Here is a 25,774-nt window from a genome sequence, read left to right as displayed (position 1 = left end):
GTAGCAAGATTTCTGTCCTTGTCTTAACCAAAGCGCACTGCCCTAAGCCCCAATCGACCTGAAGAGCAAGATGCGCGTACAAAACACTAATTAGCGGTGATGCGTGATTGCACATAAACGCGACGCGCTAAAAAAGTCTAACCCTATCAAATAGGCAGTCTTTCCTGTTGCGTTGTTTTTAAGCAATCTCAAAGCGCTTTTTCAGCGCGGCCTCAACACACTTGGGGACAAACGAACTGTAATCTCCCCCCATCTTCGCAATCTGGCGCACCAGTGTAGCCGTAATTGGGCGCATCACCGGCGAACTTGGAAAAAAGACAGTCTTGATGTCCGGCGCCATAGCACCGTTCATACCAGCCATTTGCATTTCGTAATTGAGATCTGTCGAGTCACGAAGCCCGCGCACCAGAATGTTGGAACCATGCTCTCGAGCTGCATCAACAACAAGCCCGGTGAAGGACACAGTGCGAATGCGCGCTGCATTTTCCTTGCCAAATTGTTCTTCGCAAGCAAGGCGGATCAACTCCACCCGTTCTTCAAAAGAGAACAACGGAGCTTTGGAGGCCTGAATACCGATGGCAACGACCACCTCATCAGCCAGAACCAACGACTGCTCCAGAATATCCAGATGGCCGTGCGTCATAGGGTCAAAGGACCCCGGATAAAATGCAATGCGCTTCATATAATATCTCGCGTCACTAGATGCCTCCCCCAATAAGCATCGAAGATGACACTTACCTCTCGGGCGTTTGCGCGATTGAACCCATTTTTCTTAAGTGTTTCAAGCTGTTTCTGCCCATTTAGAGTAGGCAGTATGTTGCATCATCACATTATGACGGCCTATGCAGGAAAAGATGGAAGATCTGCCGAGCTTTCTCGATGCTAATTCCATGATACTGATCACGTATCAGCTCATGGTCTCCAATGTGCAGCAAGACATTAGGCCGCAAGTTGTTACTCCTGAGTTCTACGTTGGCAGGAAGACCGCAAGTCTCCCCATAAAAAGCAAGGTTGTTTGCCAAATACCCGAAGTACCCTCTTCCCTCTAAATTCTCCTCTGAATCCAAAGCGTAGTCCTGAAAACTCTCTTCACTGACAGAAACCCAAAGGCCCCACAGAAACGTTTCTTGCAACCCATGTACAGGAATGTCCATCGTCGCCCTAATGAAGAAGTGCTCTCCATCTTCATCTTTGTAAACGCAACGATTTGCATCCAGATGACCAGCTTCCTGAACTTCTTTATCCTGCCACAAAAATGGAAAGGGAGCGTCATACGCTACACTGGGAGCATCATCGTACACTTGCCCGCAGCAGTCACAACGATACTTAAAGCTCAACTTTTTTTGTTTTCGCCAGAACAAATCATCAGTCCAAGTCAATAAAAAATGGGCAGAGATTTCTCCCTGCCCATCTGAACTCTCAAATCACTCAGCGCTTGGCGTCTCGCCGCCGTCACCCTCAGGTGCCGGTGGAACTGCTCCAGCCTCGCCATTATCGGCTCCGCCTTCGCTTACGCCTTCCGCTTCCACGTTTTCGTCATCATCAGCTTCGCTAATACGCTCCACTGCAACAACTTTTTCATCCGCAGAAGTATTGAAGACAATAACGCCCTGCGTGGAACGGCCAGCAACACGGATACCGTGAACAGGACAACGGATCAGCTGACCACCGTTGGTCACCAACATAATCTCATCACTCTCTTCACTGCGGAATGAAGCAACCAGACGACCGTTTCGATCATTCACAGTCATCGCAGCAATACCCTTACCCCCACGACCAGTGGTGCGGTACTCGTAAGAGCTGGTGCGTTTACCGTAGCCGTTTTCAGAAACAGTAAGAATGACTTCTGCATTCTCGTCCATTGCCTCAAAACGCTCTTTGGTCATGCCAGCATCTTCAAAGGATACGCTCTCAGCACCCTCTTCACCACTCATCGCACGGGAAAGCTTCAGGTAAGCGGTACGCTCATCTGAATCACAGTCGAAGTGGCGAAGGATGGTCATAGAGATAACGTGATCACCCTCAGCAAGGTTGATACCGCGAACACCAACGGAATTACGTCCGGAGAACACACGCACATCTGTCGTTGGGAAGCGAATACACATGCCCGCAGATGTCGTCAGAAGAACATCATCGTCTTCGGTTGACGTCATCACGTTCACAATGCCATCGCCCTCTTCCAGCTTCATCGCAATTTTGCCGTTCTTATTGATCTGCGCAAAATCAGAGAGCTTGTTCCGGCGAATGGTGCCACGCTTGGTCGCAAACAATACATCCAGCTCTGCCCATGTCTCCTCATTTTCAGGAAGTGGCAAAATAGACGTGATGCGCTCACCCTGCTCCAGAGGAAGCATGTTCACCAGCGCATTACCACGTGCCTGAGGACCAGCCAGCGGCAAACGCCAGACTTTCATCTTGTAGGCAATACCGCGGGAAGAGAAGAACAGAACTGGCGTATGCGTGTTGGCAACGAACAGACGCGTTACGAAATCCTCGTCCTTCGTCTGCATGCCGGAACGGCCCTTACCACCACGACGCTGTGCACGGTAAGTATCCAGAGGAACACGTTTGATGTAGCCGGAGTGAGAGACGGTCACGACCATATCTTCACGCTGGATGAGATCTTCATCATCCAGATCACCACCACCATCGGTGATCTCAGTCCGGCGCGGTGTCGCAAACTCATCACGAACTTCTTCAAGCTCAGTGCGAACAATCTCAAGGATGCGCTCACGGCTCTTCAGAATATCCAGATAGTCTTTGATTTCCGCAGCAAGCTTATCCAGCTCATCGCCGATTTCATCACGACCCAGAGCGGTCAGACGCTGCAGGCGAAGATCCAGAATAGCGCGTGCCTGATCTTCAGATAGCTTGAATGTGCCATCCTCCTGAATTGCATAACGCGGATCATCGATCAGCTGAATCAGAGGCTCAATGTCTTTTGCAGGCCAGTTGCGCTCCATCAGTTGACGACGCGCAGTCGCCGGATCCGGCGCAGTGCGGATCAGATGAATAACATCATCAATGTTCGCAGTCGCAACAGCCAGACCGACCAACACATGCGCACGATCACGTGCTTTCGCGAGCAGGAAGCGTGTACGGCGCCCAACAACCTCTTCACGGAACGCGATGAAGGCCTTGAGCATGTCTTTCAGAGCAAGCTGCTCAGGACGACCACCATTCAGCGCCACCATGTTACAGCCGAAGCTCTGCTGCAGCTGAGAATAGCGATAGAGCTGGTTCACGATAACGTCAGGGACCGCATCCTTCTTCAGCTCAATTACAACGCGCATGCCCTGACGGTCAGACTCATCGCGAATGTCGGAGATGCCTTCGATACGCTTCTCACGCACAAGTTCCGCGATCTTTTCGATCATTGCAGACTTGTTGACCTGATAAGGGATCTCGGAGACGATAATCGCCATGCGGCCAGCACGGATCTCTTCCGTGTCCACCTTACTGCGCATGATGACGGAGCCGCGGCCATTCTCATAAGCCGCTTTGATGCCCGCACGGCCAAGAATAATGCCGCCAGTCGGGAAGTCAGGGCCCGGAATGATTTCCATCAGCTCAGGCAGAGTGATTTCAGGACGCTCGATCATCGCAATCGTGCCGTCAATCACCTCACCCATGTTGTGCGGAGGAATATTGGTCGCCATACCAACCGCAATACCGCCAGCACCATTGACCAGAAGGTTCGGATAGCGAGCCGGAAGAACCTCAGGCTCCTGCTCGGAACCATCGTAGTTCTCATGGAAGTTGACCGTATCTTTGTCGATATCGGAAAGCTGAGTGTGAGCAACTTTTTCGAGGCGACATTCGGTGTAACGCATCGCCGCAGCACGGTCACCGTCAATCGAGCCAAAGTTACCCTGCCCGTTAATGAGCGGCAGACGCATGGAGAAATCCTGCGCCATACGAACAAGAGCATCATAAATCGCACTATCACCGTGAGGGTGATACTTACCCATAACGTCACCAACGACGCGGGCGGATTTACGGTAGGGCTTGTTCCACTCATATCCGTTTTCATGCATGGAATACAGAATACGGCGGTGAACCGGCTTCAAACCATCACGAACATCGGGAAGCGCACGACTTACGATCACGCTCATCGCATAATCGAGATAGCTGCGCTTCATTTCATCTGTGATAGAGACGGGCCGAATGTCGCTGGGTAGGCCACCTGGTGGTGTACTTAAGTCCTGATCTGCCAAGGATTATTCTCATCAATTTAAGTCAGAATTCCGCACCTTTATAGCCGATTCAAACCGCAGAACCAAACGCCACAAGCCCTGAAAAGACACCTAATAACAACTACCTTACCCCACGGCCTGATCCACGGCAGGTCCCTAGGCCTTTCTACGCAGTTTCGTTGCTTAAAAGCCTCGCTCTCCCTCATAAAAATACTAAGCTCAGTTCAGGTGGTGCAAAAACCTATCAAACTCTTGCCAAATACAACATTGTCTGTTAGCGCCCTCTCAAGAACCGCAGAATTGCGGGTAAAAACGCCCGAAGTCGGGCCCACCCCACATACAAGGTAAAGCGCAATGCTCATTGAGTTTCTGATCAATGCATTTGCCATGCTGTTTGTCACCATTGACCCGATTGGCCTGGCGCCGATTTTTCTGGCCGTAACCGCCGGGGCAAGCAGTGTTGAGCGCCGCCAGATCGCGATCAAAGCCGTGATCATCTCTGGCGTCACGCTCCTGGCATTCTTCTTTGCCGGACGCCAACTTCTGGAAGTTCTCGGCATCTCTCAAGCGGCCTTTAAGGTTGCGGGCGGCCTTCTGCTCTTCATCATTGCAACTGAGATGGTGTTCGAACATCGCCAGAAGCGTAAAGCTGAAAGCGCCGAAAAAGTTGTTGAGCAGGAAGACCTGTCTCAGACAGCTGTGTTCCCGCTGGCTATTCCGCTCATTGCAGGTCCGGCAACCATCTCTGCCATCATCCTGCTCGCAGGCCAGGCACCGGGCTTCACAGGCCAGATGAGCCTGATCGCTGTCCTCCTATCCGTGCTTGCACTCAGTTTCTTCGTATTCCTGCTGGCAGCACGCATCGACAAACTGCTCGGTTCAACGGTTCAGCTGATCATCACCCGTCTCTTCGGTGTGATCCTGGCGGCCCTGTCCGTTCAGTTCGTCGCAGACGGCATCTTCTCGCTGATCGAGATGCACTCTTAAAAACTGCTTTGCGCCCACAGCACTTGTGGGCGCACCCTTCCCGAAAATGAGATAGGACTTGAAGTCCAAAATCCCCTTCGTAAAGTCACCCTTGTATTTTATGGAGGATTCGAATGGCTGCCCACGGCTCCAAGAAAGTCATTTTCGCCGCCCTTGCTGGCAACACACTCATTTCAATCACCAAGTTTGGCGCCGCAGCTTACACCGGCTCAGCCGCAATGCTGTCCGAAGGCATCCACTCTCTCGTCGACACAGGCAATCAGGGCCTCTTGCTGCTTGGCATGAAGCGCGCAGAAAAGCCTGCTGACGAAAAACACCCATTTGGCTACGGCTCCGAAATCTACTTCTGGGCATTCGTCGTCGCCATCATGATCTTCGCAGTCGGCGCTGGCATCTCGCTTTACGAAGGCATCCAGAAGATCATCCACCCACATCCACTCGAATCCGCATTTGTCGCTTATGTGGTTCTGGGTCTTGCTATCATCTTCGAAGGTTGGGCCTGGATGGTCGCGTTCAAAGAATTCCAGAAAACCAAAGGCAAACGCCCATTCATGACAGCGGTGCGCGACAGCAAAGACCCAACGGTCTTCACCGTTCTGTTTGAAGACACCGCCGCAATGCTGGGCCTTCTTGTTGCTCTTGGCGGCATCTGGGGTGCTCAAACTTTTGGTATCGTATGGCTGGACGGTGCGGCATCAGTCGTCATCGGCCTTATTCTTGCAGGCACAGCCTTCGTGCTCGCCCTTGAAACCAAAGGCCTCCTCATCGGCGAAAGCGCTTCTGACGAGCTCGTAGCATCCGTTCGCGAGATCCTGAACGCACCATCAGCCATCAAAGGCGTCAACGAAATCCGCACACTGCACCTTGGCCCGAACGACGTTCTCCTTGCAGCATCACTGGACTTTGAAGACGCGCTCACCGCAGGTGCAGTTGAGGAAGTCATCTTCTCGCTGGAAGACACAATCAAACGCGCCCACCCTGTGATCGGACGCGTCTTCCTGGAAGTACAGGCCGCACGTGACCATCAGATTCTTGAGGGCGAATAATCAAGACCAATTCTTTTGCATAGAGATCCGACAGGAAGCGCTCTATGAAACACACCTATTTTGAGAGTCTTGGAGCAGACAATGACCATACTTGTAACAGGCGGCTGCGGATATATTGGAAGCCATATGACGTGGTGCCTTCACGATGCCAAAGAGGACTTCGTTGTCATCGACAACCTGTCCACTGGCTTTGACTGGGCAATACCGCAGAGTGCTAAGCTTTACGAAGGTGAGATCACAGATCTTGATTTGCTCCAGACGATTTTCCGCAATCATGATATCACGGCAGTTATTCACTTCGCCGGCTCAATTATTGTACCAGAATCCGTCTCTAACCCATTGAAATACTATAATAATAACACGGCAGCTTCACGCACACTGATTGAAGCCTGCGTGAAGAATGGCATCAAGCACTTCATCTTCTCTTCTACGGCCGCAGTTTATGGGGATCCGGAAGTTATTCCGGTTTCCGAAGATGCGCCCCTAACCCCCTTAAGCCCTTACGGCACTTCAAAGCTAATGACAGAGCTCATGCTGCGCGACACCGCCTCTGCACATGACTTCAAATACACCGCATTACGCTACTTCAACGTGGCAGGAGCCGACCCTGAAGGTCGCACAGGACAATCAACCAAGAACGCGACACACCTGATCAAGGTTGCCTGCGAAGCAGCACTCGGCAAGCGCACTCATCTCGGCATTTTTGGTGACGATTTCGACACTCCCGACGGCACCGGCGTGCGCGACTACATCCATGTGTCCGACCTCGCAAGCGCTCACTACCTCGCCCTCAAGCGCCTGCGCGATGGCGGCGATAGCATCGTCATGAACGCTGGTTACGGCGACGGCTATTCCGTACTCCAGGTAATTGACGCTGTGAAAGCCGTATCCGACGTAAACTTTGAGGTCAAAAAAGAACCACGCCGCGCAGGTGACTCCCCCAAAGTGGTGGCCGACAACTCCCGGATCATGAGCAATCTGGACTGGAAGCCACAGTTCGATGATCTGCCGACAATCGTGAAGCACGCGCTGGACTGGGAAAAGAAACTCCAGTTCAAAAACAGCCTCTAACAAAAATGCCGACTGAAATTCTCAGTCGGCACCTTTTTTGTTTCAGCGAGTTCAAACAGTCTTATGGAATGCGAATAACCTGATCTCCAGGTTTGATCCCAAGCTCAGCTGCTCGGCCCGCCAGAATTTCCAGCACATATTTAGCAGGCAATCCAGAAGGGATAACTTCCTCGGAGAATGGCACCGTATTCGCTGCAATGCTTTTGATCTTATAATCAGAGCCAATAAAGATGATATCGAGCGAAGTCGGCGTGTTCTTCATCCAGAAGTACTGAAGACCCGATTGCGGAAAGATAAACAGCATTCCCTGATCTAGCTTCAGATCAGTCCGCCCCATCAGCCCCTGCGCCCTGTCATCAGCCGTCTCGGCCACTTCAACCTGAAATTCGTGTGTCTCGTTATCGCTACGGACCTCAACCGTTTCAGTTCGCATACCTGCTGAAAACGCCGTTGTCACACCCATTAATAATACTAGAAAAGCTAATCGAAGAACCGTCATACCGCTCGCTCTGAATCTCTTTTCTTTAAGCTTTGAGGCAAAGAAAAACCCTTGGCAAGTCACCAAGGGCTTGAAATCGGCAAATCTCAATATTGTGATCTGATCAAACAGATCTCTTTAGTGCGATGCTGGAATATGTGTGCCATTTCCAACAGGGCGAACCTCTGCAGCCATCTTGCCTTTTGGACCATCACCAAAGCGCACCTGAACCTTCTGGCCCGGACGCAACTCAGTGATACCAAAGCGGCGCAGAGTTTCCATATGAATAAAGATATCTTCCGTGCCTTCACCGCGTGTCAGGAAGCCAAAGCCTTTAACACGGTTAAACCACTTCACCTCAGCCTCAACAAAGCTACCCTCTGGAGTGACCTGAACATGAGTGCGGGATGGCGGCAGCTGTGATGGATGAACCGCATAGCTTTCATCCATGGAAAGAATGCGCATCGCCTGCAAACCACGTGGACGATTTAAGACCTCGCAAACAACGCGAGCACCCTCATAGGCAGTCTGATACCCGTCTCTGCGCAAGCATGTAACATGCAGCAAGACGTCAGGCAGATCGTCTTCCGGCTCTACAAAACCATAGCCTTTCCCAATATCAAACCACTTGATTGTTCCTGCTACCTGAAGAACATCTAAGGCTGTATCGTCAACCAGGTCCTCGACAGAGCCTACCTGAGGCGCCGTTTTTACCACCATGATGAATGCCCCGAAATTTGCCGCATCTGAAATGTAGCGTCCATTCAGAACCGAACGCCACTTGATTCCACGAAAAGAATATCATCACGCCCGACGCCAAGAAGGTAAAAAATTAACAAAGAGCTAAATGATCCCCCATTGATTTGGTTAGTGTTGTCCTATCAACACCATTTACCTGAAGTTTGGAGGGGGTATAGCTAACACTACTGAAGATTTTATCCCATGAAACCCCGTGTTACTTTCAAAAGCCCACCACATCATCGGATACACACTATTGCGAAGCGCACCTTGTATATTCCCAAATCAGAAATACTAGGCACCCTTTCCCTTTATCATTTTTCACGCTAGCTTCGCTCAACTTCAACCTCCGCTGGCTCCTGTTCTGAAAGCCACCCCATATAAGAAAGAGTTCGACATGCGTTATCTACACACCATGGTCCGGGTTAAAAATCTGGATGAGTCACTCAACTTCTACTGCACAATCTTTGGACTGGAAGAAGTACGCCGCCATGAAAGCGAAGCAGGCCGCTTCACCTTGGTGTTCCTTGCTGCACCTGAAGATAAAGAAGCCTTCAACGCCTCTTCTGCTCCTGCGCTGGAACTGACTTACAACTGGGATCCGGAAGAATACACCGGCGGCCGCAACTTCGGCCACCTTGCCTATGAAGTCGATAACATCTATGAGACCTGCGAAAAACTGCAGGCAGCAGGCATCACCATCAACCGCCCGCCACGTGATGGCCGCATGGCATTCATCGTTTCTCCAGACGGCATTTCCATCGAACTGCTGCAAAAAGGCGCAAATCTTAAGCCAGCCGAACCATGGCTCTCCATGGGCAACACCGGAAGCTGGTAATCCCGGAGGATCTGATGCAGCGCCTCAATCAGCATTGAGGCGCTGAAATCAAAGCATAATTAAGAAATGTATATGCCATCCTCATATTTGTGGATTGTTTGAATTATAAAATTTTAAGCACTAGACATTATCCTAGTGAAAACCTATAAGCCTCCTCACACAGCGCGCCACACGGCGAAACGCTGTAGAGTGCGCCCATCGTCTAGCGGTTAGGACGCCGCCCTTTCACGGCGGAAACAGGGGTTCGATTCCCCTTGGGCGTGCCATTTCTCTTCCTTACATTGTGATAAGATCTGCAAGCAAATGGCTTCGTCTGCATAAATGCATACAAAGCGTCTCTGATCTAGCGACTTCCTACCCTGCAAGCCTAACTCTATCAGCTCCCAAGCTGAGAGAAGCTGCGCACTCTCATAAACTGCCAAAAACAAAAAAGCCCGGCAATGAGCTCACACTCACACCGGGCCTTAATGAATAATGCGCTTGGCTTAGAACGGGATTTCGTCGTCCATTCCGCCGCCGAAACCGCCGGATGGAGCCTGTCCACCGCCGCCGCTTCCGCCGAAGCCGCCGCCCTGGTTGCCACCGCCACCAAAGCCGCCGCCCTGGTCGTAGCCACCACCACCGCCGCCGCCAAAGCCGCCGCCGGACTGACCACCCTGGCCACCCATACCGCCGCCTTCACCGCGACCATCAAGCATGGTCAACGTAGAATTGAAACCCTGCAGAACAATCTCGGTAGAATATTTGTCCTGACCGCTCTGGTCCTGCCATTTGCGGGTCTGCAGCTGGCCTTCGATGTAAACTTTGGAACCTTTGCGCAGGTACTGTTCAGCAACCTTTGCAAGGCCTTCATTAAACACAACAACGCGGTGCCATTCAGTGCGCTCACGGCGCTCGCCGCTGTTGCGATCACGCCAGCTTTCGGAAGTCGCGATACGCAAGTTGACGATCGGACGACCATCCTGCGTACGGCGAATTTCCGGATCTGCGCCCAAGTTTCCAACCAAAATGACTTTATTGACGCTACCGGCCATTGAATTACTCCTAAATCTGAACCAACTCATAGCTGAGCAGGTTAAGTTGGCAAGTAACCTATGCTCCGCGCTCTACAAATCAAACAGGCTTTCGCAAAGCGGCCCTGGTTGTCCACATTTCCGAGGCTTTCCCTTTGAATATCAGGCGTCAGGAAGCAAGGCTCTCCACTCGTTCTATATTTGTTCCAGTACAATGCCTTGTGAAACCGCCAAGTTCAACTCTCAATTTTTCTAAAGGACAATTTTCCGAGAGCGAACTCAAAAAGGCTTGCCCCTTAAAATTGTTCCGTTTATGTTCCACCTGATTTCCAGCGCACATTCTCCTTCATTTTGAGGATCGCGCCCTGACCTGTTTTGCTTTTTATATGCGAACTCGGCATCCGTGATAAAGGACAGTTCCATGGCGAAGTCGCCAACACATGACATCGAAAACAATTCCACGCGCGCTGATCTAATGAAGCAGATTACTGTACGCGGCGCTCGCGAACATAACTTGAAAAATGTGGATCTGGACCTTCCACGCGATAGCCTGATCGTCATGACCGGCCTGTCCGGCTCAGGCAAATCCTCCCTTGCCTTTGATACCATCTACGCTGAAGGGCAGCGCCGCTACGTTGAAAGCCTGAGCGCTTACGCCCGCCAGTTCCTTGAAATGATGCAGAAACCGGACGTTGATCAGATCGACGGCTTGTCTCCCGCCATTTCCATCGAGCAGAAGACAACCTCCAAAAACCCACGCTCCACCGTGGGCACGGTGACTGAGATATACGACTACATGCGCCTTTTGTTTGCGCGTGTCGGTATCCCATATTCCCCGGCAACTGGCCTTCCTATCGAAAGCCAGACCGTCTCTCAAATGGTCGATCGCGTCCTGATGCTGGACGAAGGCACACGTCTTTACTTGTTGGCTCCAATCGTGCGCGGCCGCAAGGGGGAGTATAGAAAAGAGCTCGCCGAGCTCATGAAAAAGGGCTTCCAACGCGTCAAAATTGATGGCGAGTACTACGAAATCGCGGATGCCCCAGCACTGGACAAGAAGTTCAAGCATGACATTGATGTGGTCGTTGACCGTGTTGTCGTGCGTGAAGACATGACTGGCCGCCTTGCAGATTCTCTGGAGACTGCTCTGGAACTGGCTGAAGGTCTGGCAACAATTGAGTTTGCTGATCAGAAGGACGAAAAGGGCAAAGCCAAGCAAATCGTCTTTTCCGAAAAGTTTGCCTGTCCGATCTCCGGCTTTACGATTCCTGAGATTGAACCGCGTCTGTTTTCATTCAACAATCCGTTCGGCGCCTGCCCAACCTGTGATGGTCTGGGCACTAAACTGGCGTTTGAAGCTGAACTTGTTGTGCCGGATCAGTCTTTGTCTTTGCGCGGCGGCGCAATCCTGCCGTGGTCGAAAACCGGTTCCACCTCTCCATATTACACCCAGACCCTGGAAGCATTGGCCAAGCACTACAAGCAGCCAATGACCAAAGCCTGGAAGGAACTGCCAGAAGATTTCCGCAATGCGGTCCTGTTTGGCACGGGCAAAACCAAAGTGCAGTTTGTCTATGATGACGGCACCCGTTCCTACAAAACCGAAAAACCGTTTGAGGGCGTCGTCGGCAACATCGAACGCCGCTGGCGTGAAACCGATTCCCAGATGGTGCGCGATGAGCTGTCCCGTTATCAGTCAGACCACGCCTGTGATGCCTGTAACGGCTACCGACTGAAACCAGAAGCGCTGTGCGTGAAGATTGCAGACCGTCACATCGGCGAGATCACCGCACTCTCCATCAAAACAGCGCACGACTGGTTCTCCAGCATCGAAGAGAAGCTCTCCGACAAGCAGAACGAGATCGCCTATCGCATCCTGAAAGAAATCCGTGAGCGCCTGAAGTTCCTCAATGACGTTGGTCTTGAGTATCTTTCCATGGACCGCTCCTCCGGCACTCTGTCAGGCGGTGAAAGCCAGCGTATCCGTCTGGCATCTCAGATTGGCTCTGGCCTCACCGGTGTTCTTTATGTTCTGGACGAACCATCCATTGGCCTCCACCAGCGCGACAACGCACGTCTGCTGGAAACGCTGAAGCACCTGCGCAACCTAGGCAACACTGTCATCGTGGTAGAACACGACGAAGACGCCGTTCTCACAGCTGACCATGTGGTGGATGTGGGACCGGGCGCAGGTATCCACGGTGGCCAGGTGGTTGCACAAGGCACACCGGAAGAAGTGATGGCCAACCCGGCCTCTCTCACTGGCAAGTACCTCTCCGGCAAAATGAGCATCCCTCAGCCGGACGAGCCGCGCAAGATCGACAAGAACCGCCAGATCAAGGTCTTTGGCGCCCGCGGCAACAACCTGAAAGAAGTCGACGCAAGCATCCCACTCGGTACATTCACCTGTGTGACAGGTGTGTCCGGTGGCGGCAAGTCCACCTTCCTGATCGATACAGTCTACAAGGCAACCGCTCGCCGTCTCAACGGAGCGCGCGATAACCCTGCCCCACATGACCGCATTGAAGGTCTGGAGCGACTGGATAAGGTTATCGACATCGACCAGTCTCCAATCGGCAGAACGCCGCGCTCCAACCCAGCCACCTACACTGGTGCCTTCACGCCGATCCGTGAGTGGTTCGCAGGCATGCCGGAAGCAAAAGCACGTGGTTACGCACCGGGCCGCTTCTCCTTCAATGTGAAAGGCGGACGCTGTGAGGCGTGTCAGGGTGACGGTGTCATCAAGATTGAGATGCACTTCCTGCCGGATGTTTACGTCACCTGCGATGTATGTAAAGGCAAACGCTACAATCGCGAGACGCTGGAAGTTCAGTTCAAGGGCAAATCCATTGCAGATGTGCTGGACATGACTGTTGAGGAAGCAGCAGGCTTCTTCTCCGCCGTGCCATCCATCCGCGATAAAATGGAAACCCTCGCCCGCGTTGGTCTCGGCTACATCAAGGTTGGCCAACAGGCAACCACATTGTCAGGTGGTGAAGCACAGCGCGTGAAACTGGCGAAAGAACTTTCCAAGCGCTCCACGGGCCGCACGCTTTACATTCTGGATGAACCAACAACCGGCCTGCACTTCCACGATGTCGCCAAACTGCTCGATGTTCTTCATGAACTCGTCGATCAGGGCAACACGGTTCTGGTGATTGAACACAATCTGGAAGTGATCCGCACCGCTGACTGGATTCTCGACCTTGGTCCGGAAGGCGGCGATGGTGGCGGCACCATCGTGGCAACAGGTCGCCCAAGAGACGTTGCAGAAGTGCCGGAAAGCTATACCGGCCAGTTCCTCAAAGAACTGTTTGAGCGACGAAACGCCAATAAGCTGGACGCAGCAGAATAGTTATCCAAAGGCCGGGCACTGTCCCGGCCTTTTCTTTTGCACATTCTGCCCACGCAGAGCCGCTCATTTCACCCCAATGGCATAAGCTTCCAATGCGCTCGCTTTTGTCTGCAGCATCAGCTCAAAGAGCCTTACTCCTTGAAATATGATTAAATTTTTAGCTCTAAGTGCCTGAAAACCGGCCTTTCAGCTTTTCAGGTATGCAGATTTGTGCCGCAGGTCACAAAATTGCTGCGACGCACAATCGCACTTCTTGGCATTTATGTCGTTTTGAGGAGTGTTAGCGCCATCATTCGCCACAATGCCATGCATTTTTTGCATATCGGACATGCGAAATGATGTGATGCACAATCGGAAAGTCTTTTGTATAAACCAACTCAAGGCCGCTGAGGAACTCCTCCCAATCAAACCTCGGCAGCCTAACATACAATCCTCAAGTGGCACCTCCTCCCAAGCCGCTTGATGGTTTCAAAACAGAGATTTCCTCCCAGTTCTCTGTTTACTAGCTTCGCCCGTCGTTCCTCCCATCGACGGGCGTTAGCTGTTTTAGGGCCCTGTTTTTCACTGATCGCCCAAGTAACCTCCAAAACCAGCACGCAATAAAGAAAAGCGCATCAGCTGTACTGATACGCCCTCATTCTCTTGCTCGTAGTTTTGAGATTGAACCAGACTTACTTGGTCACAGGCTTCATCAGATCCGCACTGGTCATCGTCAACCATCTGGACATATGCAAAATGTCAGGCGGTTCACCGTTACTCAAACGCCAGCTGTCCACCACCCACGGAACATCCGTGGTGGTATCAACAACAACAGCAGATGCATGCGGGTACTTGCCATCAAAGAAGAAGCCTCGGGAAGCCGGACGCGCAACACGGTGGTACTTCAACCACCCTTGCGAACCGGCATAAGCCAACAAACTTGTGGTGTTGGTCGCCTCATCAATGCAATCCATCTGTCCGCGGACATTACCGTTGCTCATGTCCAGCCCGCCAATATCGTTGGATGAGCCAACCACAGGCCCCACACGCTTTTCTTGCCACTGCACCGCCTTGGAAATTGCGGCGCGCTCTGCCTCCGGGCTACGACTGCCCCGCTTCAGGATGGCGCGAAGGCGGCGCTGGTCTTTCTGACTAAAGGTAACAGCAGTGCGATACTCGCATCCAAATCCGTGGCAGATGTAAAGTGTGTCACCCTTATTTTCGATACCGCCCATCTGCGCATACCAGGTGCTCGCCGGCCGATTAATCTGGCTCATGCAGGCACTTAGCCCAACTGCAGCAATCGTAAGCACTAAGCCCCGAGAAACCTTCTTGAATTTCTTATTTGAAAAATACATGTGTTTATGTGAATCACTTTGCACAACCATGGAAGATTGATGGCCTAAATGATTGAACTGAGCAAGTTCAGAGGCTAAGCAATTCGCAAGCGATAAACACTTAGGCTTCCATGGACGCTTTAGCGCAACAGAAGCCCAGTCGATTGGATAGGAAATGACGAAGCAACCCATACACGTGGTTGGTGGTGGCCTGGCAGGCTCCGAAGCAGCATGGCAGATTGCAGAAAAAGGCCTCAAGGTCGTTCTGCACGAAATGCGCCCGACCCGTGAGACCGACGCTCACAAAACAGACGGCCTGGCAGAACTGGTGTGCTCCAACTCATTCCGTTCTGACGATGCTGAAAACAACGCTGTTGGCCTGCTCCACGCAGAATTGCGCGCAGCTGGCTCCCTAATCATGAAATCCGCAGATGCCAACAAGGTACCTGCCGGCGGCGCGCTCGCCGTGGATCGTGATGGTTTTTCCGAAGCAGTCCAGGCAGCGCTGGAAGCCCATGAGAACGTCGAGATCATCCGCGAAGAAGTGACCGAGATTCCATCAGCTGACATCGGTCAGGTTATTCTGGCGACCGGCCCGCTGACCTCTCCGGCACTCTCCGAACAGATCCTGAAAGCAACCGGCGAAGACTCCCTCGCCTTCTTTGATGCAATCGCACCGATCATCCACACCGAGTCCATCAATATGGACAAGGCGTGGTACCAGTCGCGCTACGACAAAGTTGGTCCGGGCGGCACTGGTAAAGACTACATCAACTGCCCGATGGACAAAGAGCAGTATGAAGCCTTCATCGACGCATTGATCGGCGGCGAGAAAACCTCCTTCAAGGAATGGGAAGAAAACACCCCATACTTTGACGGCTGTCTGCCTATCGAAGTCATGGCGGAACGTGGCCGGGAAACCCTGCGCCATGGCCCGATGAAGCCAATGGGGCTGACCAATGCGCACCAGCCAGACATCAAGGCCTATGCAGTTGTTCAGCTGCGTCAGGATAATGCTCTGGGTACGCTCTACAACATGGTTGGGTTCCAGACCAAACTGAAGTACGGCGCACAGTCCGAAATCTTCCGCATGATCCCGGGTCTGGAAGACGCTCAGTTCGCACGCCTTGGCGGTCTGCACCGCAACACCTTCCTCAACTCACCGCGTCTGCTTGATGAGCAAATGCGCCTCAAGGCTCTGCCGCATATACGCTTTGCAGGTCAGATCACTGGGTGTGAAGGTTATGTTGAATCCACTGCTGTCGGCTGCATGACCGGCCTGTTCGCAGCTCACCAAGCTCTTGGCACGGACATCGCACCACCACCTGCAACAACCGCTTGTGGCGCGATCATCAACCACATCACCGGTGGCCACATCGATCGTGAAGATGGTTCAGGCCCGCGCTCTTTCCAGCCGATGAACATCAATTTCGGCCTGCTGCCACCTCTGGATGAGATGCCAAAGCATCCGGAAGGCAAACGTCTGCGCGGTAAGGAAAAGACCCGCCTGAAAAAGCAGGTCATGGCCAAGCGTGGTCTGGATGATTTCAAAGCTTGGGTTGCGACCGTATAAAGGCCAAACACCTAGCACAAGATACAAAGAAGGCCGGAAATTCCGGCCTTTTTCTATTTGCGGGACAATCTGGCAAGACGGCGCGATGTGCGCCACATATGCCACATCCGCCGAATATGTGGAGCACCACCACAAACCTGCAGCGGCTCAAAACTATCCTTATCCGCCTCATTAAAGAACAGCTCCACCTGAAACACCGGCAAAAACGCTGGCAGAACAGACTTATCAATCCCTTCCAGAGCCTCTTCGCAATCATCCAGATGTTTCCGGCTCAGCTCAACCATTTCCTCAAACACAGCCCAGACACCATCATCAGATCGGTTGCCCTTCAACGCGTTTGGATCCACATCATGACGATCTAGAACTTCCTTAGGAACGAACTGCTGGTGACGAGACGCCTGCCATGCCAGTGTCTGCATCAGGCCAGACATGGCATAAGCCACACCGCCATGACCGCACGCATCAGAGACCTGACGATCAGCAGGCTTGCCACTCAGAATCATAGAGGCAAGCAGAACCAGCGCAGAACTGGTCTCACCGCAATACCCTTCCAGATCATTCACAGTTGGCATCGGATCGGAGTAAAGATCAAACCGGCGCGCTGAGATCAGATTAAGGAACGGCTCGCGCGGCAATTTGTGATGTTCGATGGTCTCGATGATCGCCTGCGCCACCGGATTGTGCATCACATCGCCGTGGTCGGTACCACTTAGCGCATCATGCCACCATTGCAGCCGGATCTCACCGGGCATCGGCTCATTCACCAGCTCACGGATCCGCGCAATCTCACAGGCAAACGCATAAAGCGCAATCAGGCTCGGACGCGCAGTGATCGGCGCGTAAAGCGTGCTCAAGTAACGCTCGTATGAGAAGCGTTTTACGAAGTCATTGCAGTAGTTATAGGCCTGGCTCATAGCTGGGTCCCATGCTCATTCAGGTATTTTCAACGGCAATAAAAACAGCGGCCACGGCCCGGTCTTCACCAAGCAGCACATTGTAAGTGCGCACAGCAGCACCGGTGGACATGCTATCGACCATAATGCCTTTCTCGCGGAACGGCGCCTTGCGGGCCTCCGGGAACGGCTTCAACTCATCACCAGCACCAATCAACAGCACTTCAATACCATCAGATTCCTGAAGCACCTGCTCCAGCGCTTCGTCGGTGATTTCCTCAAAGGTCTTAGGCTCCCAGCCATACACGCCGGAAGGCACGCACATCAAAGAACCACGATGGGACATATCGGCAAATCGAAATCCGCCATTTCCGTAGGCATCGATCTGAACCATGCTCGGATAATGCGCATCCCGCACCTCCAAAGGCTCACCGCGTTTTCCCATAATGACCTCCGATGGGCTGTTTTGGCCCAGTATACGCGCTAAATGATAGCCTTCTGTTTAATTACACGCGAAAGAATGTCCAATAGAAAATGGGGCTGACCACAACTGTAGTCAGCCCCATCTAAAACTCTAGCTGTTTCCGCAAGTTAAGCGGATTTTGCAGGAGATGTCTCGTCGTCTTTCTTGTCAAACACGCTGGTGCGAAGCTTCATGAGCATCAGCAGCGGAGAAGCAAGGAAGATGGAAGAGTAAGTACCGATCACGATACCGAAGATCATCGCCAGTACAAAGGACTGGATCACTTCACCGCCCAGGAAGTACAACGCAAACAGTGCCAGCAAGGTGGTGACAGATGTCATTGTTGTACGGGACAAGGTCTCGTTGATGGACTTATCAAGCAGCTCTTCCAGAGAAAGACGCTTGTAGCGACGCAGGTTCTCACGAATACGGTCATAAACAACCACCGTATCGTTGAGTGAGTAACCGATGATCGTCAGCACCGCCGCGATACTGGACAGCGTAAAGTCCAGCTGTAGTATCGCAAACAAACCAACCGTCAGCAGAATATCGTTGAACGTTGTGATGATCGCGCCAACTGCGAACTGCCATTCAAAGCGGAACCAGATGTAGAACATGATCATCAGCAGCGCAGAGCCAACCGCCAGTGTGCCTGCATACGCAAGCTCACCGGAAACACGTGGCCCAACCACTTCAGTTCTGCGGAACTCGTATCCATCAGTGAAAGCACTGCGAACATTTTCAACCACATCCTGCTGTGCACTTTCACCTTCGCCCTGAGATTCAATGCGGATCAGAACTTCGGTAGGACTACCGAATTCCTGAACCTGAACATCACCCAGATTGAGACCACCAAGGGTCCGGCGAATTTCAGAAAGGTTAGCAGGACCGTTTGTGGACTGCAGTTCAATCAGTGTACCGCCCTTGAAGTCGATGCCGTAGTTCAGGCCGACTGTCAGGAACAGAACGATGGAAAGAACTGCTGTAATTCCAGAAAACGGGAAGCTCAACACCCGCCAATGCATAAAGCGGAAATTGGTCTGCTCCGGAACAAGTCTAAGAAGTTTCATAAAGCATGCTCCGAGTTAGATTGGCAGTTTGGATGGACGCTTACGCTTCACCCATACAGAGATGAGGAAACGAGACACGGTAAATGCAGAGAACACTGTAGTGAAGATACCGATCATCAGGGTCACGGCGAAGCCTTTAACAGGACCGGAACCGATGAAGAACAGGATCACAGCCACAATCAGCGTTGTGATGTTTGCATCCAGGATTGTGCCAAGTGCACGGCTAAAGCCCGCATCGATGGAACCGATAGCAGAACGACCTGCACGCGCCTCCTCACGAATGCGCTCATAGATCAGCACGTTAGCGTCAACCGCCATACCGATGGTCAAAACGACACCCGCAATACCCGGCAGGGTCAGCGTGGCCTGAAGCGTGGTGAGCACACCGAAGATCAGGAACACGTTGGACGCCAGTGCAAGGTTCGCAATCACACCAAACTGGCCGTAAGCCAGCAGCATGAAGATAACAACCGCTGCAGCTGCAACGATGGACGCGACCTTACCGCTATCGATGGAATCCTGACCAAGGCCCGGACCAACGGAACGCTCTTCAACAACGTCCAGACGCGCAGGAAGCGCACCGGCACGCAGCAGAACTGCGAGATCATTGGCACCATCAACGGTGAAGTTACCGGAAATCTGACCGGAACCACCTGTAATCGGTTGGCGAATAACAGGCGCAGTGATCACTTCATCATCCAGCACAATTGCGAACGGACGGCCAACATTTGCACGGGTCACATCCGCAAAGACGCGGGCACCGGCAGTGTTGAAGCGGAAGTTCACAACAGGCTCATTGGTCTGCTGGTCAAACGCAACAGAAGCGTCCTGCAGCTCTTCACCAGTCAGCAGCGGAGTTTCATCCAGCAGGTATGGCTGTCCGTCATTGCCTTCAACAACCATCGTACCATTCGGTGGACGGCCCTGAAGTGCCTGAGACGCGCTCATTTCCTGACTGACAAGGTGGAAAGTCAGCTGAGCAGTTGCACCAATGATATCCTTCAGGCGCTGTGGGTTGGATTCACCCGGCGCTTCAACAAGGATACGGTCAGTGCCCTGACGCTGAATGGAAGGTTCAGTCGTGCCGAGTTCATCAACACGGCGACGGATCACCTCAATGGACTGTCTCACAACAGAAGCAAGACGCATGTCCAGACCTTCTTGAGAGAAGGCCATGCGGAACAGGCCGTCACCTTGAGGCTCAAGAACAAATTCGTTAACCGCTGCACCGCCGAAAACGCCGGAGTTAAGCGGGTTTACCAGTTCTGCAAGGCGTCGTTCAGCTTCGTCGTAACGTGCTGCATCACGGATGCGCACCTGAACGCCGTCTCCCTGAATGCCCAGACCGGTGTAACCGATACGTGGGTTTTCGCGCAGGGCCCGGCGGATGTTTCCAACCAGCTGACGGAACTGTTTTTCTTTGTAATCTTCCTTATCAACCTCATAGAGCAGATAAGCACCGCCCTGAAGGTCAAGACCGAGAACAATCTGGCGCTTAGGCATGAAATCCGGCCAGGATTGAACAGTGCTTGCCGGGAAGAAGTTCGGCAATGTTGTAAGTATACCGCCCAGCACCACAACGATAATCAGGGCGATTTTCCAACGCGCGAAATGAAGCATGAGTATATGCCCGGTCCTAGTATAGGCAGACCGCCTTCCGCAAGGCCTGTGCCTCAGCAGGAAAGCGGCCTGAAACTACAAGCATCAAGGCGCGATTATTCGCCATCCTTGACAGGTTCACCTTTGGAGCGAACCTCCTGGATCATTGCGCGAGCAATACGCACACGCGTACCTTCCGCGATGTCCACCTGCAGCTCAGCTTCATCAACAACCTTGGCAACTTTACCAATCAGACCACCGGAGGTCACAACAGTATCGCCACGACGCAGATTGTTCACCATTTCTTGGTGAGATTTCATGCGCTGACGCTGAGGGCGAATGATCAGGAACCACATGATCACGAAGATCAGAACGAATGGCACGATGGACATGATCACGTCCGGTGCACCACCTGCGGCCTGTGCATAGGCAGGGGTAATAAGCATTAGTTTCTCCTTACCACAAATTCCAATGGAACCTGATGGCGTTCATTAAACAATTGGTGAGGCGAACCTCTCCAAAATTGACCTTGGCCCGATAGAACAAGGATTTTGGGCTGGACTATACAGTCCACTCCAGTGTTTTCAAGGCATTGACATGCTAACTGGGACTTTCCCCAAGAGTATTGGGCATGATACAGCTGTAAATAGGGATACTTGGCCGCAGATCAAATAGCAGAACCGCCGCTGAGACAATTTTTCACCTAGTTCATTTTGCGTAAAGCCCACACCAGCGCACCTGAGTTAATCACGTAGATACACATGACCACCAAAGAAAATACCTCTGAAGTCGCCCTTCTTACATCAAAGCTGGACGAGATTGTCAGCCTGCTGGCAGGCTCCCTACCCAAGCCTCCGGTTCCCGTCAATTTCGACGAAGCCGACGCTTTTGTGTTTCATCCCTCTCCGTTTGAGCTCGGGCCTGTTGCTAAAGTCAATCGCGTCGATCTTAGCCTGCTCAAGGGCGTCGATCACTCCAAGAAAATGCTGATGGAGAACACCAGCCGCTTCGCAAAAGGCTTCCCCGCCAACAACGTATTGCTGTGGGGTGCAAGAGGCATGGGCAAGTCTTCTTTGGTGAAATCTGCTCATGCAGCCATCAATATCGAGCACGGCACCTCTGAGGGCTATCGAAAGCTGATCCTCATTGAGATCCACCGTGAAGACATTGAAGCGCTCCCTGCGCTCATGAACGAGTTGCGCAGCGCACCCTACAACTTCATCATCTTCTGCGATGATCTGTCCTTCGATGGCGATGACACCAGCTACAAGAGCCTTAAAGCCGCTCTAGATGGCGGTATTGAAGGTCGCCCGTCCAATGTCCTGTTCTACGCCACATCCAACCGTAGACACCTTCTGCCGCGCGATATGATGGAAAACGAGCGCTCCACGGCGATCCACGCCAGCGAGGCGGTGGAAGAGAAAGTCTCTCTCTCTGATCGATTCGGCCTTTGGATCGGCTTCCACAAGTGTAATCAGGACGAATATCTGGACATGATCTACGGCTACACCGAGCACTTCAATCTGAAGGTCGATCAGGAACAACTGCGTGCTGAGGCTCTCGAATGGTCCACCACTCGCGGTGCCCGTTCTGGCCGTGTGGCCTGGCAGTTCATTCAGGACCTGGCAGGTCGCCTCGGCCAGACCCTGAGCTAAAACGCAAGAACCCGCCGTGTGAAGGTCAACATCACGGCGGGTTCTAACTTTGAAAAGGTCTCCGTTAAGGAGCCCTCCCCCTTTATGAGCGCGGTAGAAAACTCATCGGATCTACCGGCTTATTATCTTTACGAAGCTCAAAATGCAGCTGAGGCTGGGTCACAGATCCGGTCGCACCAGCCATGGCAATCGTCTGCCCACGGCGAACAACATCACCCCGGCGCACCTTCAGCTCCTTATTATGAGCGTAAGCTGACACCCAGCCGTTGTCGTGACGGATCAGAACCAGATTTCCAAAGCCTTTCAACTCGTTACCAGCGTAAACGATAGTCCCGTCTTCAGCTGCCTTGATGTCCGTTCCAGACGGAACAGCAAGGTTGATACCGTCGTTGCGAGATCCACCTGGCTTCACACCAAAGTCCGAAATAATCCGGCCACGAACCGGCCAGCGGAAGGTAGTTTCCTCAGCAACAGCTGCTGCTTTGGGCGCACTGGCAACCTTCACAGGCTGCACTGGAGCTGGTTTGGAAACCTCTGTCGGCTGCAAACGCACCACATCCGTTTCAGCTTCCCGCACAACTGGCACAATCGGAGCCTGCGGCTTCTGCACGCTGGCCGTATGAACTGGCGCAGGCGCTAAAGAATTGGCAAGCGTACGCTGCGTTGTTGGCGCAGGCGCAACCGGCAATGGCTGAGCACTAGCAAGAGCAATCCGCTTCGGTTTTGGCACTGCACTCGCAGTCGAAGCCTTTGCCACAGCAACCGGACGCTGAGCCACATAAGCCTGCGGCTTGCTCTTCGGCACAGCAGAAACACGCAGTGGTGCAGCAGTGCTGCGAGCGGCCTGCCCTGTAACCGGCGCACCATAAGCTGGCTGCGCACTTGCTGGCTGAGGCGGCACAATCGGTGTCAGAGATTGACTGCGATAGGTTGTCGTTGGCTGTTGAGGCGCACGATAAACCTGCGCAGGCGCTGGCTGCTGAATAGGCTCCAGAGAGGAAGCTGGAACCGCAGCAACAGGCGCACGGCGCTGAACCGGATAAGCTGGTGGCGGAGCATCACTGTAAACAGGACGCGATCTCTCCCCCACGTTACCCGGAGGGATCAACGCAGCAGCAATCTTGGTCGCAAACTCATCACGTGACTGTTTGCTCGCTGCAGACTGCCCATTGGCGTTGAGCGGCGTCACGTATTGCGCTGGAATAGAAGCCGTTGTCACCGGCTGCGTGCTGCGTGATGGCAGCACACGCGCACTTGCCCGCGGCTCACGGTTCGGCTTGCGCACCATCTTCACCGGGATCACAACAGAATCGCCCGGCTGCAGCGCAGAGCTGACAGTCACACGGTTGGCATGAAGAATCTCAGTAACTGGCACACGGTACTGCCAGGAAAGGCTCTCAACACTCTCATTACGCTTCAGCGTCACAACGCGTCCGCCCACGGCAGTCCAGCCGAGCGTGCCATCATTTGGCGCTTTGGCAAGAGAGGCAGGCACCAGAGCACTCGCGCGCTTGCGCTGGTTCACTGGAACAGCCTGCTTGGAAAATGTTGGTTGCCATGTCTGCTTCGGATACGCAGTGGCCTGCGTGGATCCGGTCACAATAGGCGCATCACTCGATGTTGGCGCTGGCAGCATAACGCCGCGCTGAACAACAGATTTCGAGCTGGTTGATGGAAGTCCGGGCGTAACTACAACGGCAGTTTGTGCCGGAGATGTTGGTTCATCAACATATTCTGATTGACCAAATCGGTCCACATTGCCACTGCAACCTGCAAGACCTGCCGACAGCAAAAACAAAGCGACACCGCGCCGTAATCTGGCTTTCTCACGGGAATGAAACTGCATAATCGCCCTACCCAATACAAATAAAAGGCTAACTGGCGTAAGTTTACTGACAACAGAGTTGATAAAGACTTAATCAAAGTCTCGTTTGGTTACAGTTTTGCAGCAATTCCCGGCGTCAGGGAAAGATAGCGGAACCGGCCCAGCTCCGTTTCATCAAGTCCGCGCCCACCCTTGTCATACTGAATAAGCCGGCAAAGCCCGCTTTCATGCTTGATTGGCGCCAAAAGACGGCCACCTGGTGCAAGGCGATCAAACAAAAAGCCCGGCACACGCTCCAACGCACCATTCAGAATAATCCGGTCAAATGGTCCGCCATCATCCTCTTCATCCACAGGCGCAACAAGTCCGTCTGCATGAATCACATCCACATTATGGATCTTGCAGGACCGCAGACGCTCTCGCGCCAGATCAGCCAGCGTGCGATACCGCTCCAGCGAAACGATACGATCACAAATCTTGGAAAGAACCGCGCACTGATAGCCCGAGCCACTGCCAATCTCCAGCAGCGAGTGATCCGGCTTCATCTGCAGGAAGTCCGCCACTTTACCAATCAAGGACGGTTGAGTGCTCATCTGCCCGCAATCAATGGGAAACGCACGATCTTCATAGGCCAGAAATTGCTGGCTCGCTGATAAAAATAACTTACGAGGAATAGCTTCCAGCGCGCCCAGAACCTCAAGGTTCTGCACACCCTCAGATCGCAGTTTCATCACCCATGCCGCTTGTTTGGCAAGGTTCTCAGCAGAGCGACCATCTTCATCAGCAAATAGACTGTCTTCCATTTTAAACACTCCGTCTATCTGCAGTGCGGAGCTTGCCAGAAGCTGACAAGCTCCAATCAATCAAGTCAGGACTTTTCGAGCGTCTTTTCCAACTGACCCATCAGCTCATCCGCTGTCAGGTTCAGATGCAAAGGCGTGACAGAAATGTAGCCTTCCTTCAAAGCTCCGATATCCGTGCCTTCACGGGCACTTGGAATGCGGTTGTGGAACGCAAGCCAGTGGTATGGATTGCCACGACCATCCTTACGGCTTTCAATATACAGTGAACCTGCATCACGCTTGCCCTGACGCACAACCTTAACACCTTTTACCATGTCAGGCGCATCTTTCGGGAAGTTCACGTTCAACAGCGTATCAGACGGCAGGTTGAACTCCAGCAGACTGCGGATCACGCCCACAGCGTGCGCTTCAGCTGTGTCGTAGTTCGGACCAAACTCAGAACCAAATGCATACGCCTGCGACAGCGCGATGGAGCGAACACCCATCAGCGTGCCTTCCATCGCCGCAGCAATGGTACCGGAATACGTCACATCATCAGCAATGTTGGCACCGCGGTTGATACCGGAAAGAACCAGATCTGGCGGCGTATCCAAAATGGAACGCACCGCCATGATCACACAGTCAGTAGGTGTACCGCGCACAGCGAAATGACGGCTGTCGATTTCACGAACGCGCAAAGGATCATTCAGCGAAAGAGAGTGTGCCACACCGCTCTGGTCGGTTTCCGGTGCCACAACCCAAACATCATCTGAAATCTGCCGCGCGATGCGCTCCAAAACCTCAAGACCCTCAGCGTGGATCCCATCATCGTTGGTTAGTAAGATACGCATATCGCAGCAATTCCTTATAAACGTC

22 protein-coding genes and 1 tRNA gene are annotated in these 25,774 nt (G+C 52.8%); 8 read left to right on the top strand and 15 right to left on the bottom strand.

Annotated elements, in window-relative coordinates; all coding sequences use genetic code 11:
* Window positions 1-178 precede the first annotated feature (178 nt).
* The 3 genes from coaD to gyrA all read right to left on the bottom strand — a co-directional run bounded on the left by coaD (window position 179) and on the right by gyrA (window position 4,115).
* A complete protein-coding gene (gene coaD / locus PJE062_RS02595; RefSeq protein WP_037035826.1) occupies window positions 179-682 on the bottom strand; it encodes a pantetheine-phosphate adenylyltransferase in 504 nt (167 codons plus the stop codon).
* A gap of 148 nt (window positions 683-830) precedes the next feature.
* Window positions 831-1,361 (bottom strand): DUF2199 domain-containing protein, encoded by a 531-nt coding sequence (locus tag PJE062_RS02590; RefSeq protein WP_198136811.1) that lies wholly within the window; start codon window positions 1,359-1,361, stop codon window positions 831-833.
* Between the two features lie 63 nt (window positions 1,362-1,424).
* A complete protein-coding gene (gene gyrA / locus PJE062_RS02585; RefSeq protein WP_371256223.1) occupies window positions 1,425-4,115 on the bottom strand; it encodes a DNA gyrase subunit A in 2,691 nt (896 codons plus the stop codon).
* 435 nt (window positions 4,116-4,550) lie between these two features.
* Here gyrA and PJE062_RS02580 point away from each other — a divergent pair, with 435 nt between their 5' ends.
* From PJE062_RS02580 to galE, 3 genes are all read left to right on the top strand, one after another.
* Window positions 4,551-5,183, top strand: a complete 633-nt coding sequence (locus PJE062_RS02580; RefSeq protein ID WP_008546602.1) for a MarC family protein — start codon at window positions 4,551-4,553, stop codon at window positions 5,181-5,183.
* A gap of 113 nt (window positions 5,184-5,296) precedes the next feature.
* On the top strand, window positions 5,297-6,229 hold the full coding sequence (locus PJE062_RS02575; protein WP_008547303.1) for a cation diffusion facilitator family transporter: 933 nt from the start codon (window positions 5,297-5,299) through the stop codon (window positions 6,227-6,229).
* Between the two features lie 81 nt (window positions 6,230-6,310).
* On the top strand, window positions 6,311-7,300 hold the full coding sequence (gene galE / locus PJE062_RS02570; RefSeq protein ID WP_083793197.1) for a UDP-glucose 4-epimerase GalE: 990 nt from the start codon (window positions 6,311-6,313) through the stop codon (window positions 7,298-7,300).
* 61 nt (window positions 7,301-7,361) lie between these two features.
* Here galE and PJE062_RS02565 read toward each other — a convergent pair whose 3' ends face one another.
* Window positions 7,362-7,889, bottom strand: a complete 528-nt coding sequence (locus PJE062_RS02565) for a DUF192 domain-containing protein (RefSeq protein ID WP_208982110.1) — start codon at window positions 7,887-7,889, stop codon at window positions 7,362-7,364.
* Between the two features lie 27 nt (window positions 7,890-7,916).
* Complete coding sequence (locus PJE062_RS02560) at window positions 7,917-8,498, bottom strand: cold-shock protein (protein WP_008546686.1); 582 nt, start codon at window positions 8,496-8,498, stop codon at window positions 7,917-7,919.
* A gap of 415 nt (window positions 8,499-8,913) precedes the next feature.
* Here PJE062_RS02560 and PJE062_RS02555 point away from each other — a divergent pair, with 415 nt between their 5' ends.
* Window positions 8,914-9,354: a VOC family protein gene (locus PJE062_RS02555; protein ID WP_008546614.1), complete on the top strand. Its 441-nt coding sequence runs from the start codon at window positions 8,914-8,916 to the stop codon at window positions 9,352-9,354.
* Window positions 9,355-9,545: 191 nt separating this feature from the next.
* Window positions 9,546-9,620: transfer RNA gene (locus PJE062_RS02550), tRNA-Glu, on the top strand.
* A gap of 219 nt (window positions 9,621-9,839) precedes the next feature.
* Here PJE062_RS02550 and PJE062_RS02545 read toward each other — a convergent pair.
* Window positions 9,840-10,388 (bottom strand): single-stranded DNA-binding protein, encoded by a 549-nt coding sequence (locus tag PJE062_RS02545; RefSeq protein ID WP_008546543.1) that lies wholly within the window; start codon window positions 10,386-10,388, stop codon window positions 9,840-9,842.
* 454 nt (window positions 10,389-10,842) lie between these two features.
* Here PJE062_RS02545 and uvrA point away from each other — a divergent pair, with 454 nt between their 5' ends.
* Window positions 10,843-13,722, top strand: a complete 2,880-nt coding sequence (uvrA, locus tag PJE062_RS02540) for an excinuclease ABC subunit UvrA (RefSeq protein ID WP_208982145.1) — start codon at window positions 10,843-10,845, stop codon at window positions 13,720-13,722.
* A gap of 671 nt (window positions 13,723-14,393) precedes the next feature.
* Here uvrA and PJE062_RS02535 read toward each other — a convergent pair.
* On the bottom strand, window positions 14,394-14,978 hold the full coding sequence (locus tag PJE062_RS02535; RefSeq protein WP_208982109.1) for a hypothetical protein: 585 nt from the start codon (window positions 14,976-14,978) through the stop codon (window positions 14,394-14,396).
* A gap of 235 nt (window positions 14,979-15,213) precedes the next feature.
* On the opposite strand from PJE062_RS02535, the gene trmFO reads away from it, so the two are divergent.
* Window positions 15,214-16,611 (top strand): methylenetetrahydrofolate--tRNA-(uracil(54)-C(5))-methyltransferase (FADH(2)-oxidizing) TrmFO, encoded by a 1,398-nt coding sequence (gene trmFO / locus PJE062_RS02530; protein WP_083793196.1) that lies wholly within the window; start codon window positions 15,214-15,216, stop codon window positions 16,609-16,611.
* Between the two features lie 53 nt (window positions 16,612-16,664).
* On the opposite strand, the gene PJE062_RS02525 is transcribed toward trmFO, so the two are convergent.
* From PJE062_RS02525 to yajC, 5 genes are all read right to left on the bottom strand, one after another.
* The gene (locus PJE062_RS02525) at window positions 16,665-17,525 is read right to left on the bottom strand and encodes a phytoene/squalene synthase family protein (protein WP_008546715.1); all 861 of its coding nucleotides are present in this window, start codon (window positions 17,523-17,525) and stop codon (window positions 16,665-16,667) included.
* Between the two features lie 19 nt (window positions 17,526-17,544).
* Complete coding sequence (locus tag PJE062_RS02520; RefSeq protein ID WP_008547226.1) at window positions 17,545-17,949, bottom strand: Mth938-like domain-containing protein; 405 nt, start codon at window positions 17,947-17,949, stop codon at window positions 17,545-17,547.
* Window positions 17,950-18,095: 146 nt separating this feature from the next.
* On the bottom strand, window positions 18,096-19,037 hold the full coding sequence (secF, locus tag PJE062_RS26835) for a protein translocase subunit SecF (RefSeq protein WP_008546498.1): 942 nt from the start codon (window positions 19,035-19,037) through the stop codon (window positions 18,096-18,098).
* A 15-nt stretch (window positions 19,038-19,052) separates the two neighbouring features.
* Window positions 19,053-20,657: a protein translocase subunit SecD gene (secD, locus tag PJE062_RS26830; RefSeq protein WP_008546394.1), complete on the bottom strand. Its 1,605-nt coding sequence runs from the start codon at window positions 20,655-20,657 to the stop codon at window positions 19,053-19,055.
* Window positions 20,658-20,752: 95 nt separating this feature from the next.
* Complete coding sequence (gene yajC / locus PJE062_RS02505; RefSeq protein ID WP_008546278.1) at window positions 20,753-21,082, bottom strand: preprotein translocase subunit YajC; 330 nt, start codon at window positions 21,080-21,082, stop codon at window positions 20,753-20,755.
* 315 nt (window positions 21,083-21,397) lie between these two features.
* Here yajC and PJE062_RS02500 point away from each other — a divergent pair, with 315 nt between their 5' ends.
* Window positions 21,398-22,291 carry an ATP-binding protein gene (locus PJE062_RS02500; RefSeq protein ID WP_008547121.1) on the top strand — a complete coding sequence of 298 codons (894 nt, stop codon included), beginning with the start codon at window positions 21,398-21,400 and terminating at the stop codon, window positions 22,289-22,291.
* An 82-nt stretch (window positions 22,292-22,373) separates the two neighbouring features.
* Here PJE062_RS02500 and PJE062_RS02495 read toward each other — a convergent pair whose 3' ends face one another.
* The 3 genes from PJE062_RS02495 to surE all read right to left on the bottom strand — a co-directional run bounded on the left by PJE062_RS02495 (window position 22,374) and on the right by surE (window position 25,749).
* On the bottom strand, window positions 22,374-24,137 hold the full coding sequence (locus tag PJE062_RS02495) for a M23 family metallopeptidase (RefSeq protein ID WP_008547101.1): 1,764 nt from the start codon (window positions 24,135-24,137) through the stop codon (window positions 22,374-22,376).
* Window positions 24,138-24,226: 89 nt separating this feature from the next.
* Entirely contained in the window at window positions 24,227-24,919 is a 693-nt protein-coding gene (locus tag PJE062_RS02490) for a protein-L-isoaspartate O-methyltransferase (RefSeq protein ID WP_008546737.1), read from the bottom strand.
* A 65-nt stretch (window positions 24,920-24,984) separates the two neighbouring features.
* Complete coding sequence (gene surE / locus PJE062_RS02485) at window positions 24,985-25,749, bottom strand: 5'/3'-nucleotidase SurE (RefSeq protein WP_008547068.1); 765 nt, start codon at window positions 25,747-25,749, stop codon at window positions 24,985-24,987.
* Window positions 25,750-25,774 lie beyond the last annotated feature (25 nt).

Origin of the sequence: Pseudovibrio sp. JE062 (assembly GCF_000156235.1) — a bacterium.
Lineage (GTDB): Bacteria > Pseudomonadota > Alphaproteobacteria > Rhizobiales > Stappiaceae > Pseudovibrio.
The sequence above is the reverse complement of the archived record's forward strand: the minus strand, read 5'-3'. Positions and strand labels throughout refer to the sequence as shown.

Coding starts and splice junctions, on each gene's coding strand:
- gyrA (WP_371256223.1), bottom strand. CDS start 4,115: ATGAGCGTGATCGTAAGTCGTGCGCTTCCCGATGTTCGTGATGGTTTG.
- uvrA (WP_208982145.1), top strand. CDS start 10,843: ATGAAGCAGATTACTGTACGCGGCGCTCGCGAACATAACTTGAAAAAT.
- yajC (WP_008546278.1), bottom strand. CDS start 21,082: ATGCTTATTACCCCTGCCTATGCACAGGCCGCAGGTGGTGCACCGGAC.
- PJE062_RS02535 (WP_208982109.1), bottom strand. CDS start 14,978: ATGAGCCAGATTAATCGGCCGGCGAGCACCTGGTATGCGCAGATGGGC.
- galE (WP_083793197.1), top strand. CDS start 6,311: ATGACCATACTTGTAACAGGCGGCTGCGGATATATTGGAAGCCATATG.
- surE (WP_008547068.1), bottom strand. CDS start 25,749: ATGCGTATCTTACTAACCAACGATGATGGGATCCACGCTGAGGGTCTT.
- PJE062_RS02580 (WP_008546602.1), top strand. CDS start 4,551: ATGCTCATTGAGTTTCTGATCAATGCATTTGCCATGCTGTTTGTCACC.
- PJE062_RS02575 (WP_008547303.1), top strand. CDS start 5,297: ATGGCTGCCCACGGCTCCAAGAAAGTCATTTTCGCCGCCCTTGCTGGC.
- PJE062_RS02500 (WP_008547121.1), top strand. CDS start 21,398: ATGACCACCAAAGAAAATACCTCTGAAGTCGCCCTTCTTACATCAAAG.
- PJE062_RS02555 (WP_008546614.1), top strand. CDS start 8,914: ATGCGTTATCTACACACCATGGTCCGGGTTAAAAATCTGGATGAGTCA.
- trmFO (WP_083793196.1), top strand. CDS start 15,214: ATGACGAAGCAACCCATACACGTGGTTGGTGGTGGCCTGGCAGGCTCC.
- PJE062_RS02520 (WP_008547226.1), bottom strand. CDS start 17,949: ATGGGAAAACGCGGTGAGCCTTTGGAGGTGCGGGATGCGCATTATCCG.
- coaD (WP_037035826.1), bottom strand. CDS start 682: ATGAAGCGCATTGCATTTTATCCGGGGTCCTTTGACCCTATGACGCAC.
- secF (WP_008546498.1), bottom strand. CDS start 19,037: ATGAAACTTCTTAGACTTGTTCCGGAGCAGACCAATTTCCGCTTTATG.
- PJE062_RS02545 (WP_008546543.1), bottom strand. CDS start 10,388: ATGGCCGGTAGCGTCAATAAAGTCATTTTGGTTGGAAACTTGGGCGCA.
- PJE062_RS02560 (WP_008546686.1), bottom strand. CDS start 8,498: ATGGTGGTAAAAACGGCGCCTCAGGTAGGCTCTGTCGAGGACCTGGTT.
- secD (WP_008546394.1), bottom strand. CDS start 20,657: ATGCTTCATTTCGCGCGTTGGAAAATCGCCCTGATTATCGTTGTGGTG.
- PJE062_RS02495 (WP_008547101.1), bottom strand. CDS start 24,137: ATGCAGTTTCATTCCCGTGAGAAAGCCAGATTACGGCGCGGTGTCGCT.
- PJE062_RS02490 (WP_008546737.1), bottom strand. CDS start 24,919: ATGGAAGACAGTCTATTTGCTGATGAAGATGGTCGCTCTGCTGAGAAC.
- PJE062_RS02525 (WP_008546715.1), bottom strand. CDS start 17,525: ATGAGCCAGGCCTATAACTACTGCAATGACTTCGTAAAACGCTTCTCA.